The organism is Desulfovibrio sp. SGI.133, from assembly GCF_050313955.1.
In the GTDB taxonomy this organism is placed as follows: domain Bacteria; phylum Desulfobacterota; class Desulfovibrionia; order Desulfovibrionales; family Desulfovibrionaceae; genus Desulfovibrio.
The window spans coordinates 117,453-130,734 of sequence record NZ_JBNPMK010000008.1 but is presented as its reverse complement, the minus strand read 5'-3'; the positions used below and the strand labels follow the sequence as shown (position 1 = coordinate 130,734).

The window sequence follows — 13,282 nt, the reverse complement described above, 5'->3', positions numbered from 1 at the left end:
ATTGTTGTTACACAACCACGCTCTATAAATTCTACAAACAGATACTATCTATTTGATTTATAAAAACTTTTTATATTATACAAAATTTTATTTTTAGCAAACTCCTAAATATATTTAAATAATACATTGATTTAATTTGAATTTACAATTTATCCAACATTGACAATTATAGTATTCAAATAAGTATTCCTAAAATTCTACATATTTCTTGCAATTATGTATGAGTTCACCTATCATCAAAAAGATAACGGACATGTTTTCTCATGGAATTCACATTCCCGCTTCTTGGGGGCGATATGAAGCAGCATCGTGCGCTAGAGATTACTTCAATCCAGACTTTCCCGGCTTTCTCTGAACTACTATGGCGCAAAAAGAGAGGAGAGGCTCTTAAAAAACTCCTTGAAAGTGCATTTCTGAAGAGCTGGGCCGCCAGTGAGGACATCGGTACAAAAAAAATGTACGAAAGATGCCGGAAAAGTGGCGTGGTCTCCATGGAATTTCTGACCAAAGTAGGGCTCTTCGGACAAAAGTACCCACAATTCAAAACGGATTTTGGCAACAAGTTTCTGATGCAGATTCACGAGGAACTTGGTGTAAATCCATCTCTTCCCCCTTGGGAACTTCTTTCCGGCATGCATATTTTTGCCCAAGCTCTCGGTATGCCTACCGGATCTTTCCCGAGCATCGAAGAACTCAACATTGCGGCCTCCTCATCTGACGCGAGCCTGAAACTCATGGAAAAAATGGCCCCGTTCTGTTCCCCCTTCATGGCTCTTGTCATGCTGGAGGATCTCGACATTCTCGGCCATGACTATATAAAGCAAACCCAATCTCTCCAGACTGATTTTCCCGCCATGACTATCTCCTCCATAAAGGACGTGGAACGATCACGTGAGCTTTTGAAGGATTTGCGGATATTGCGTAGGACATTGATACAATTCATGCGTCCTCTTCATGAAACCCTCAGCATGACGGCTTCAGAAGATACTCCTGTCCTCCGGGAGAGTTTGGCGTGTACGGGCATGGAATTGGCCGCCAGGCTGCATCCCCGGCTGCAGGCTATCCGCACGGAACTACAGCAAATATGCATGCAGAAGCTTGCCCCTGAATTCAATACCGAAGCCCTGCGTCGCCTCCTAGACCAAATCATTCCGCCGCTACTGCCCAACGATCGCAATCTTGCTGAAGAAGAAATCAATGCCCTTGACGAGGGGCGGCTCCAGCCAGAACAATCTCCACTATTTAGTCTGATTCTGCCCGCTATTAGAGGAGAGCTGGAATTCAAAGCTGATCTACTCGATGAAGAGTTTCCGGATTTTCCCTACTCTCATAGTTTGGTCTCCAAGCTCGGAAAAGCTATCTTCTCTCTGAAAGATGATGACGCCGGAGAAAGCGCGCAAACACCGGGGAGCCCACAGGGTGCTGCACCAAATCTCCAGCCGACCCTTGAGGCTGCAGCATCCTCTGAAATCACTCCGACTTCTGATACTACTGAAGCCACAGAGGCCAAGGATGCTGACAAAGCCGTATCCAGCGGGAATTTGGGGTACTTTTCCGCTCCTGACGACGTCGACAGCCAGATATTTGCCCACGATACTACGCATTACCAGCCTCCTCGGGTGATTGCTCCCGCTCCGGCAGCCTCAAAGGCCACACAGGCCAGTGATGCTGACGCAGCCGCCGGAGATCCCGGGCAGCCCCTCGCTTCCGCTCCTGACGACGTCAACAGCCAGATGTTTGCCCACGACACTACGCATTACCAGCCTCCTCGGGTGATTGCTCCCACTCCGGCAGCCTCAAAGGCCACACAGGCCAGTGATGCTGACGCAGCCGCCGGAGATCCCGGGCAGCCCCTCGCTTCCGCTGTTCAGCCTCGGAATGCCTTTTCTTCCTTGACGGGCAGCAGGAACGCTACCGGCCATTCGTCCAGACTCGATGCACTTCTGGGAGAAGGGGTCCTTGGCCTGCGCCTCAAGAACAAGATGGAACGCCCCCTCCAGGACAGTTCAATCCCCCCTGAGTCCAAAACTGGTCAAGCTCCCCAGGTTACGCAATCCTGTTCCGACTCTAAGAAAGCCCCCGTGAATAAGACCGCAGAGTCCGAAGGACAGCTCCCTGCTGCCGTGGGAGGCGATGTCCCGAACCACCTCGCCGCAGGTATACGGGCCCTCATGAATACCGCCCCCTGCCAAGAGGGCGTCGAAGACGGGCCAGTGGCTGACCCGGACTCTCTGTACCGGCAGGCCGTCGTCCTCAAAGACAGCTGCATCCTTTACTGGCTGGCCTGCAGCTTCGAGCCGGATGCCCCTGTCCCCGTGTGGTTGGCCAAACTGTTGCACCTCGGTTCACATTACCAGTCGTGCTTTGTCAGCCTCCGCGAGCCCATCACGAATCTATGTGATAAGGCTGCCCGCAGTATCCAGGATCTAGATGACAGGCAAAAGCTCTTGCTGGCGATCGCCATCCTGCGCCCGGCACTGCTGATGCCCGCACAGTCCATGCATCCGATCACCACCATCCTTGCCATTCTCGACTCCGATCTTACCGACTATGGCCTCAGAAAATTCATAGAGGAGTTGCGCCAGTTCGTCCGCTGCGGCAAGCCGCTTGAGGACTCCGTCTTCTCCGCTCAGAGCGCTCAGGACCAGAAAAAACAGAAGGACTTCCTCAGAAAAGAGACCGAAAAGCTGTTCCAGCGCAGCATGAAAGGCAAGATCATCTATGCGCCTGCCAGCAGACTGCGAAAGACCTTCTTCGAAAAACGTGGCGTGATCGGCAAGCTCCTTGATGCCTGCCTGCACGATAGCGATGAGGGTTTGCGGGAATTCATCGATACCTATCAGGACGAGCGCAATATCACGGCTCTCATTGACCGCAGCCATGCCAGGACATCCACAAACACCATCGAGGCCAGTGCCCGGCAAAAACTCATCGATGACATCAAACTCGCTGTGGAACTGGCCGGGAGTTGGCTCGAGTGTTTCCAGAACACGGCAAAAAGAAACGAACCGTCCTACGAGGAACAACGCTTCGAACGCCTGTATGCAGCCATGGACAGATCCCGTCTGCAGACCTGTGCGGAAGGCGAATGGTTTATTTGCCAGATGGAGGAACTGCACAATGGCGTGATGTCGGGCAGCGGCTCCCCTATGGACGAACTCGAACTGTGGCCCCTGCGGCTGGCCTGTGCCTATGCGGATGAAGACAAAGTGATGTCTCCTCAGGTGCTGGCCCGGGCACTGGCTTCCGGATCATATGCTCAGGACGATGTCGTCGCGGCCAGCCTCGCCATCCATATGGCCAGAGGCAGGCTCTCCAAGTCAGCTGATTTCCTGAAGTTCTTCCCCACCTGCAATGTCCGGCCCTCATCGTCCGAGCTGGCTCTCCACGCGCCCTCGCTTGCGGCCGCCCTGCCCTTCACGCTCGATGACGTCATGACGGCCAGCCGCGAACAGTGGCAGAAAGCCTTCGACACCGAGCTGGAAACGCTGAAGGAATATCTCGGCGATAGCTATTTCCGGGGTGCCATCCTGTACGACCAGCAGAGCAAGATCAATCTCCAGATCTGCGATATCGTCAACCAGGCCGGCACCATACCTGACATGGCCTTAGCAATCCAGGAACTGAAGAAACTGCGCGGTGAGCTGCAACACTGGAACAAGAGCAGCCTAGACGCAGTGCTCACCCGTATCGACGAACTGTACACCAAAGACGATGTCACCCAGGAAGCACAGGACTTCCTCGACGAGCTGAAAAAAGAAGTCAGCTCCAGCCTGGTCTTCAGTGCCGCATGGGACAATATCGCTCGTGTGGAGAATCACCTTGCCCAACGGGGAGAACTCCCGGTCCTCCAGACCAGGGAAACACTTTCCCGCTCCACGGCCCAGGAGTTCTATGCCCAGCTGGAAAAGGGCATCCCCGAAACAGCGGACAAGGCATCCCATACGCTCTGGCAACAGCTGTACAGCCTGCGCAACCGTCGCAGCACGGAGAGCACCTTCCGTGGCCGCACCACTGAGTTCCTGCGCTGGCTGGGCTTCACGCTCTCGCAAAAGGAACAGCCCACGGAGATCTTCACGTCCGGTTCGCCCAACTTCTGGCGGGTCCTCCGCTACAGCATGAAACTGGACAGTCCTCTCCCCCAGTGGGGCAGCGGTGCTCGCAGCCAGCACGTCATCGCGTTCGGCTGGGACGTCTCCCCGGCCCATATCAAGCATCTGCTCACCAGCGGCTACATCACTGCGGGCACGGCTCTTACCGTGATCTGCTGCGGCCCCCTTTCGGCTGGCGCCAGAAAGGAGATTCTGCACCTGTCCAAAAGCTGGCCGGTCTTCCCGCTGGTCATCGACAGCAACCTCTTCCACTTCCTCGCTGACATGGACGCCGCCGTCCGTACAGAAAAAATGTTCGAAGTGGTCCTCGCCGGTTCGCCGTACAACCCCTATACCCCCGATGTAGCGGGCGCTGTGCCCCAAGAGATGTTCTTTGGACGCGAGGCCGACAAAGCCAGTGTCCTCAGCGACAAGGGAGCCTGCATCATCTACGGTGGACGTCAGCTCGGCAAAAGTGCCCTGCTCCAGCAGATCTACAAGGAGTACAGGCCCGAGAACAGCCAGCTTTCTCCGGCTTCCCCCATCACGGTCCTCCAGTACACCATGGCCGTGCAGGACACCTCACTCCTCGACGTCGTCCTCAAACAGTGCATCAAGGCCGGAATCGTCCATGCTGGCACCACGTGCAACACCCTGAAAGACAAGCTCTTCGCCTGGCTCCACAGCGAAGGAGGACGGCGTATCATCATCCTCCTCGACGAATGCGACAGCATTCTGGACAAGGATTGCAAACGCGGCTTCAAGGACGTCTGGATATTGCGTGACATGATGCAGGAATCAGGCCGCAGTTTTAAAGTCGTCTTCACCGGTCTGCACTCTGTCCAGCGCTTCAGCCATGAGAGCAATAACCCCCTGTACCATTTTGGTGCCCCCATCTGCATCGGGCCCCTCTCCACGGACGCGGCCTACGGCCTGATGACCAAGCCCATGAGCCTGCTGGGCCTCGAGTTCGCGACTCCTCAGCTCGTCCAGATGGCACTCAACTACTGCAACTACCAGCCCAAGCTCATCCAGATGTTCTGCAGCGAACTGGTGAAATGTGTCAGCAACCTGCCCTCGCGCGAGCCTGTCCATATTATAGACAAGAGTACCATGCTTAAGGTCTATGACTCCCAGGATCTGAAGACACGCATCCGCGACTGTTTCACCATGACGCTCGACCTTGACAAGCGTTACCTCGTCATCGGTTATGTCATGGCGCTCCTGCAAGGCGAGAATATCTCCATCCGCCGGCTGCAGAACGAGTTGCGCAGCTACTGGCCCGCAGCCTTCGCTGCCGGTAGCAGTGGCGATGTGAACACCCTGCAGAGCCTGCTTCACGAGATGGAAGGCCTTGGCCTCGTCATCTCCTTTGGCGGCAGTTACCGGCTGCGCACCCCCAATATCACGGAGCTGCTTGGCGGACAGGAAAACGTCCTGCTCCAGCTCGAACAGTTCTACGATCGCCCCTACCAGCCCGTGGCCGATCCCGACGAATTGCGCATGGACGGCGCCGATGTCTTCGTCGCCTCCCAGTACAACCTGCTGGCAGACAAAAGCAGCCGTATCTGCTGGATCTCCGGCTCCAAGGCGCTCGGACTCGACAGAGTGCCCAACGCGATAAAAAAAATCGCGGAAAAGACCGAGAACGACTATCTGGGCAAGATGCGCTATGCCTCCCTTTCCGGCATGACCGTGACGGAAGCTATGCGATCCCTGCGCGGTTTCTATGAAAAGCTGCCCGAAGGAGGCCTCATTGTCTCCATCTCTTCCGATACGTTCCCGTATATGGCCCAGTTCATGAAAACCGCCGAGGCTTGGCTCGCCCAATTGCGGACCGACCGCAAATACGTCAAAATTGTTTGCCTCGTTGGTCCGGACTGCCTCTATGGGCTGATTCGGGAAGGCCTGAACGATGCCCTCTCCAGCTACCAGATGCCGCTCTTACCTTGGACAGAGAACAGTGTGGACTACTGGTGCAAGGAAAAGACCCTGCCCGGCCTCAACGCTGGCGAGATCATAAAAGAGACGGGAGGCTGGCCCTGCCTGACCTATCCTATCCTGTCCGGGAAAAAGCCCGTTGCGTCCCTCCGCAGTACCGACTTTGTCCCTGATGTGCCGGAACTCCGGAATATCGTGGCATCACTGAGCGTCCTCAGGGGAGAAGTTTTCCAGGAAACGGACATCCCCGAGCTCATTGATCCTCCGAAGACCCTCACGAAAACTGCTTTCCAGCAATGCCTGGATCTGCTCAAGAGCCTGCATATACTGCGGGAGACCTCCAAAGGCCTCAGGCTTGATGCCATTGCAGCTGATGCGATCACAGGAGCCGACTTATGAGTATCTGGTACAGCCCTCATCCCAAAGCCTTTTTGCGTGAGATCTGTATGGTCCTCGCCACGGAAAAAGAGCATTGTGCGGTATCAGTCCCGCAATACTTGCTCTCTTCGTTCCGTGACGAACTGATTTCCTATGGCCGCAAGTCACTGGGAAAACTCCGTATCCCCCAGATCGACCCGCAAAGTTCACTGGAGCAGAACCTGTGCCCGCTCTTCATCTTCCCTTATGGAGACGAGGCCAATATCGCCGCCTTGCCGGAAGCGACCCTGTCGGAATGCCGCACACTGGTGATTTTCCTCCCCGAGACACCGCTGCCATGGGAAGACGAGTTCTTCACCTTCGTCGACCATATGGTCGCCTACGCGAAGTTCTGCAAGGACCAGGATATCCACATGCCTTGGAGTCTGCTCCTCGTCGTCCCTGCCGGCAGGAGGATGCCTCGCGAGGATATCGGCCTCAGTGTCTTCCACTGGTGGGGCCGTCTGCATGTCTCTGATTTGGAATATGCCATCGAACGAGCCCTCGGGGCTGCCGAAACCGAAGAAAAGCACCTCTATTACTGGTTTTACGCACTGTGCAAAGGACTGGCCAGCAGTGATCCCGGGCTCGTGGACTTTTTCCTAGAGGAATTGCCCACAGACATGGACAGCTTGGTCAATGCCCTGTCCCAGCATGAATTACACACGCGAGAGAATGGGCAGCTCGTCCTGTCCTACCTCAATGCGCCCCCCTGTCACCTTGACCGCTACGCTCCCCCCCAAGGGATCGTGGCCACTCTGTGGCATCGCGGCATACTCGATATTAACTGCTACGGCAGGACGGCATTGCACCCTGCCGCCTTGCTGGCAGCTGGCCAGACTGCTGAGCTCGAACGGCTCGCTGTAAGTGGACAGATGCAAGTCTTCCTGCCGCTGGCCCAAGAAATTCACAGCCTTCTTTACCGCAAGATTGAACAAATACTGGGGCCAGGCTGGGATAGCCTGAATGCGGAAAACTTCCCGGCGCTGGATTCCGAGATAGGACCACTCTCATACTATATCTATACCCATTACAAATCCCAGCTGCCCATATTCCTTATCAATACGGCAAAGCACTGGCGCGACCTCCGGAACAATATCGCTCATGCCAATATGATCCCCTTCGAGGAAGCCCTGCAGGCAGTCCGCGATTATCTGTACCTGCTCGAAGACCAATAAATAGCCATGCGAAAGATCCGCCCCCGGCGTCGAAAGGTTTTCTGTCACTACTCCAGTAGGCCAAGCATCTCCGAATAACATATCATGCCTGGCCTGTGACGATGCCGCTGCCGACGCCCCGGAAGCGCCCGCCGTGGATCCGGCCCTGATGGGCGGCATGCTGCGCATCTAGCCGGCATATCCCGCCTCTGTCATACGCTGCCGCGCCCGAACCCGCCGGTACTCCCGCGGCCTGCCTGCAGGGGCAGACATTTTCCCCTCCCCATACAAAACGGGGCGACGATCCGCCGATCGCCGCCCCGTTTCCCTTGCCGCATGCGCAGCTCCCGGCCTTCGGGAAATACCGGGAAATGCCGTTGCCCTTTCCCGGAACAGGACAGAGCCCAGCCTTGAGGCCCACTCCCGAACCTGCTATACTCTTGCTCCGCCGTGTGCGGGCCCTGCGTCCGTATCCGCTTTCCGGTGCCGGACACGGCCGTCCCGTATCGCCCCGGCCGCGTATGGCCTTCTCTTCCCTTCATCGGCCGTCGAGGCCCGGAGTTCCCGCATGTCCGATTTCGTGCACCTGCACTGCCACACCGAATACAGCCTTCTTGACGGCGCCATCCGCGTCAAGGATCTCTGCTCCCGTGCCAAGGATTTCGGCATGCCCGCCTGCGCCATCACCGACCACGGCAACCTGTTCGGCGCGGCCAAATTCTTCCTGACCTGCAAGGACTTCGGCATCAAGCCCATCATCGGCTGCGAGGTCTACGTCTGCCACGACCATCTGGACAAGACCTCCGAGCTGGCCCGCAAGCGCAACCACCTGATCCTGCTCTCGGAAAACATCGAGGGCTACCACAACCTGGTCAAGCTGGTGAGCCGCAGCTATCTGGAGGGCTTCCACTACAAGCCGCGCGTGGACAAGGCCATGCTGCGCCAGTATTCCGAAGGCCTCATCTGCCTTTCGGCCTGCATCGCGGGCGAGATTCCGCGCGCCCTCAATGCCGGTGACATGGACGGCGCCATCGCCCTGGCCCGCGAATACGCCGATATTTACCCGGACCGCTTCTATCTGGAGTTGCAGTCCAACAGCCTGCCCGAGCAGGAGATCGCCAACAAGGGCCTGCTGGAGATCGCCGACCATCTCAAGCTGCCCATCGTGGCCACCAACGACTGCCACTACCTCAACGCCGACGACGCCGACGCCCACGAGGTGCTGCTCTGCATCCAGACCCAGACCACCATGGACGATCCCAAGCGCATGCGCTTCGGCACCCATGACCTCTACTACAAGTCCGGCGAGGAGATGGAGGCCGTGTTCGGCCATCTGCCCCAGTCCCTGAGCAATACGGCCGAGATCGCCGAGCGCTGCAACGTGGAACTGGACATGGGCCACCACTATTTCCCGGTCTACAAGCTGCCCGAAGGCGCCAGCCTGGATTCCGAGTTCCGCCGCCTGGCCGAGGAAGGCCTGGAACGCCGCCTGGAGAAGCACCCCAACCGCGCCAACATCGACCCGCAGGCCTACCGCGACCGTTTGCAGTACGAGCTCAAGGTCATCCTCGAGATGGGCTTCCCCGGCTACTTCCTCATCGTGCAGGAGTTCATCAACTGGGCCAAGGACCACGGCATCCCCGTGGGCCCGGGCCGCGGTTCGGCCGCCGGTTCGCTGGTGGCCTGGTCGCTGCGCATCACCAACCTGGACCCCCTGCCCTACAATCTGCTTTTCGAACGCTTCCTCAACGCCGAGCGCGTCTCCCTGCCCGATATCGACGTGGACTTCTGCGAACGCCGCCGTACCGAGGTCATCCAGCATATGGTGGATACCTACGGCAAGGACAGCGTGGCCCAGATCACCACCTTCGGTACCATGAAGGCCAAGGGCGTGGTGCGTGACGTGGGCCGCGCCCTGGGCATGAGCTTTGCCGAGACCGACCGCATCGCCAAGCTGGTGCCCGACGACCTGAAAATGACCATCAACAAGGCCCTGGAAGCCGAGCCCGACCTCCAGAACCTGTACGATACCGACCCGCAGGTCAAAAAGCTGCTGGATACGGCCCGCCGTCTGGAGGGCCTGTCGCGCCACGCCTCCACCCACGCCGCCGGTCTGGTGGTCTCGCCCCGGCCCATGGACGAGTTCCTGCCCCTCTACACCGGCAAACGCGGCGAACTCGTGACCCAGTTCGACGGCCCCATGACCGAAAAATCCGGTCTGGTGAAGTTCGACTTCCTGGGCCTCAAGACCATGACCCTCATCCAGGATACCCTGGACAACATCACCCTGCAGGGCAAGACGCCGCCCGATCTGGACAACCTGCCCCTCACCGACGCCGCCACCTACGACCTTTACGCCCGCGGCGACACCGACGGCATCTTCCAGGTGGAAAGCTCGGGCATGCGCCAGTACCTGCGCATGCTCAAGCCCTCGTGCTTCGAGGACGTCATCGCCATGCTGGCCCTGTACCGTCCCGGCCCGCTGGGCTCCGGCATGGTGGACGAATTCATCAAGCGCAAGCACGGGCAGGTGCCCGTGGTCTATCCGCACGAGTCCCTCAGCGACTGCCTGCGCGATACCTACGGCGTCATCGTCTATCAGGAACAGGTCATGCAGATCGCCCAGATCATCGCCAGCTACACCCTGGGCGGCGCTGACCTGCTGCGCCGCGCCATGGGCAAGAAAAAGCCCGAAGCCATGGCCAAGGAACGCGTCAAGTTCGTGGAAGGCGCGCAGAAGAACGGCGTGGACAAGGCCAAGGCCGACGAGATCTTCGACTTGATGGAAAAGTTCGCGGAATACGGCTTCAACAAGTCGCACTCCGCCGCCTATGCCCAGATCTCCTACTTCACGGCCTACCTCAAGGTGCACCATACCGTGGAGTTCATGGCCGCCCTGCTCACCTCGGAAATGAGCAACCAGGAAAAGCTGCTCAAGTACATCTCCTGCTGCAAGGACATGGGCATCGACGTGGTGCAGCCCTCGGTCAATGCCAGCCAGCGTTCCTTCTCGGCCCGCGAGGGCAAGGTCGTCTTCGGTCTGGGCGGCATCAAGAACGTGGGCGACAGCGCCATCACCGAGATCATGGACGCCCGCAAGGACGGCGAGTACGTCTCCCTCTTCGATATGTGCTGCCGCGTGGATCTGCGCAAGGTCACCAAGCGCGTGCTCGAAGCCCTCATCAAGGGCGGCGCCTGCGATTGCTTCGGCGTCTCGCGCGCGGCCCTGCTGGCCGCCCTGGACACGGTGGTCACCCGCGCCCAGAAAAAAGCCAAGGAAAAGAATTCCAACCAGATCTCCCTGCTGGCCATGGCCCCGCAGGTGGAAGCCAAGCCCCAGCCCGGCATCGGCTTCGACTGCCCCGAGTCCGGCATCCCCGAGATGGACGAGGACCAGCGCCTCAAAAACGAAAAAGAGGCCCTGGGCTTCTTCCTCACCAGCCATCCCCTCCAGCCCTTCAGCCGCGAGATGCGCCGCCTGCGCCTGACCACGCTGGAAGACGCCCGCGACCTCTACCCCAAGGCCGAACTGAGCACCGCCGTGCTGGTGGTCAGCCTCAAGGAGGTCATCACCAAGTCCAAGGGCGAGCGCATGGCTTTCGTGGGCGTGGAAGACCTTACCGGCCATGCCGAGGTCACCTTCTTCCCCCGCGCCTATGCCGAGGCCCGCGAGCTGCTCAAGAGCGAACAGCCCCTTTGCCTGCGGGCCACGGTGGACAGCCAGGTGGACGAGACCCGCGACAGCGACGAGGACGGCGAAGAGACCAGCCGCGAGGTCAAGCTGCTGGGCCAGAGCGTGACCCTGCTTTCCGAGGCCTGCGGCCAGAGCGATACGCCCATCTGCGTGCAGATCCCGGCCCACCGTCTGGGCGAGGAAGACATCCTGGCCCTCAAGGCCATCCTGGAGGCCCATCCCGGCAATGTGGAAGCCGAAGCCATGGTCCTGCTGGACGGCGTGCGCTGCCACCTTACGCTGGGGCCGCAGTTCCGCGTCAGTCCCGGCCCCGAACTGGACAGGGCCCTGGCCGCCTGGGCCGGGTAAAAACGTTTCCGGGGGGAAGGAACCCCCTTTAGCTGGCGCCCAAAGGGGGTTCCTTCCCCCCGGGCCCCCTATCCTCCCCCAAATGCGCTTTATCCGGCCAGGATATGCGACGGCCAGGGAGGACAGGCCACAGACCTTCCCGAAACGGTATCCCTCCGGGAAAGGATCACGAATGAACCCTGGCTGGCCAGAACAGCCAAAGGAAAGGATATGTCCAAGAAGATCTGGCGCCTTACGGTGCGTGACGAGATTTCCGCAGGCCACGCCCTGCGCCATTACGAAGGCAAGTGCGAACGCCTGCACGGTCACAATTTCGCCGTGGAGCTGACCGTGGAAGGCGACAAACTCACCGAGAACGTGGAGCTGCTGCTGGACTTCAAGGTCCTCAAGCGCGCCCTCAAGGAAGAGCTGTCCGCCCTCGACCATCAGATCATCAACGAGGTGCCGCCCTTCGACCGCCTCAATCCCTCGTCGGAGAACATCTCCCGTCACATCTTCCAGAACGTGGCCCGCCGTCTGGCCGCCGATGAAAGCGCCTGTCTTGTGCGCGTCCACAGCGTCAGCGTCAGCGAAAAGGGTGCGCAGACCGCCACCTATCTGGAACTGGACGACTAGTTTTGCCGGTCCGGCTGTCGTCGCCGGGCCTGTTATGGCAGGGGAGGCAAGGGTCCCTTTTGAAAAAGGGATGCCTTCCTCCCCCGCCCCCCTCCTTCCTCCCGAAGACTTTTCTTCCGGTCGCGCTGGAAGGTCCCTGCCGCTGTCGTGCGGGAGGGAAAGCGCGCCCCAGGCGGAAATGCGTCAGGCGCAAGGCAAGGGACGTCTCAAGACACCGGCAAGGCGACAGCGCAGACGAACAAGGCTTCTCTTTTCTCTGCCCTGTACTTTTCCACCCTTCCCTGCGGACGATATGCGCCTGTCCGCAGTGTGTTTTTTCTGCCACAGAACGCAAAAAGCTCCCTTTTCAGGGAGCTTTTTTCATGCGCTGCCGCTTCCGAACGAAGCGCTCGCAACAAAAGCTGGACTGGATGGCAGGGATTTTCCCCAGGTACTCCACTCAGGCCGTTTCTTTCCGGCGGGCCACGATGCCGCGCCGGGCCAGTTCGGCCACCACCTTTTCCGCAAAGACCGGCAGCATGGCCTCGGCCTCGGGCGAAAGGCCCACCTGCATGGTCCGCCAGTCAAAGGGCTGGAGACCGAAGGCCAGGCATTGCGGGCGGCACCCGGCCAGCTCGCAGACCTGCAGGGTCTGGAGCAGATCCGTCTGGTGCATGGAGCCCTGAAAGCTCAGGCTGCGGCTCAGATCCTCGTTTTCCAGCAGATAGACCGTACCCGGCTCCTTGCCGCCCAGTACCACGTCCAGCACCACCAGCAGGTCGCACTCCTCCAGTTCGGACATGAGCAGAAGCCCCTGTGTGGCCCCTTCCTGCAAGCGCACGTTCTCCGGCCAATGGTAATTCTTTTCCAGATAGTTCACGGCGGCCACGCCGAAGCCTTCGTCACGCAGCAGGATATTGCCCACGCCCATGATCAGCACGCGGGGAACGGCCACAGTCTCGCTCATGGAGCCTCCTCGGATGGCGGCCGTCCCGGCGGACGGCGCATGAAAAAAGGGGAAGGGCCCCTTGCGGACAGCC

At 58.9% G+C, this 13,282-nt stretch carries 5 protein-coding genes; 4 read left to right on the top strand and 1 reads right to left on the bottom strand.

Annotated elements, in window-relative coordinates:
* Positions 1 to 263 precede the first annotated feature (263 nt).
* From ACQRBR_RS10395 to queD, 4 genes are all read left to right on the top strand, one after another.
* The gene (locus ACQRBR_RS10395) at positions 264 to 6,431 is read left to right on the top strand and encodes a hypothetical protein (protein WP_427812936.1); all 6,168 of its coding nucleotides are present in this window, start codon (positions 264 to 266) and stop codon (positions 6,429 to 6,431) included.
* Entirely contained in the window at positions 6,428 to 7,627 is a 1,200-nt protein-coding gene (locus ACQRBR_RS10390; protein ID WP_427812935.1) for a hypothetical protein, read from the top strand. Before ACQRBR_RS10395 ends, ACQRBR_RS10390 begins: the two co-directional genes overlap by 4 nt.
* Before the next feature lie 547 nt (positions 7,628 to 8,174).
* Positions 8,175 to 11,648 carry a DNA polymerase III subunit alpha gene (dnaE, locus tag ACQRBR_RS10385; RefSeq protein WP_278900727.1) on the top strand — a complete coding sequence of 1,158 codons (3,474 nt, stop codon included), beginning with the start codon at positions 8,175 to 8,177 and terminating at the stop codon, positions 11,646 to 11,648.
* 210 nt (positions 11,649 to 11,858) lie between these two features.
* Positions 11,859 to 12,263: a 6-carboxytetrahydropterin synthase QueD gene (gene queD / locus ACQRBR_RS10380; RefSeq protein WP_427812934.1), complete on the top strand. Its 405-nt coding sequence runs from the start codon at positions 11,859 to 11,861 to the stop codon at positions 12,261 to 12,263.
* A gap of 439 nt (positions 12,264 to 12,702) precedes the next feature.
* Here the strand turns inward: queD and ACQRBR_RS10375 are convergent, their stop codons facing one another.
* The gene (locus ACQRBR_RS10375; RefSeq protein WP_321126786.1) at positions 12,703 to 13,209 is read right to left on the bottom strand and encodes a HyaD/HybD family hydrogenase maturation endopeptidase; all 507 of its coding nucleotides are present in this window, start codon (positions 13,207 to 13,209) and stop codon (positions 12,703 to 12,705) included.
* Between the last annotated feature and the right edge of the window lie 73 nt (positions 13,210 to 13,282).

Bases quoted from the DNA above. Each gene is read 5' to 3' on its own strand.
- ACQRBR_RS10395 (WP_427812936.1), top strand. From the start codon at position 264: ATGGAATTCACATTCCCGCTTCTTGGGGGCGATATGAAGCAGCATCGT.
- ACQRBR_RS10390 (WP_427812935.1), top strand. From the start codon at position 6,428: ATGAGTATCTGGTACAGCCCTCATCCCAAAGCCTTTTTGCGTGAGATC.
- ACQRBR_RS10375 (WP_321126786.1), bottom strand. From the start codon at position 13,209: ATGAGCGAGACTGTGGCCGTTCCCCGCGTGCTGATCATGGGCGTGGGC.
- queD (WP_427812934.1), top strand. From the start codon at position 11,859: ATGTCCAAGAAGATCTGGCGCCTTACGGTGCGTGACGAGATTTCCGCA.
- dnaE (WP_278900727.1), top strand. From the start codon at position 8,175: ATGTCCGATTTCGTGCACCTGCACTGCCACACCGAATACAGCCTTCTT.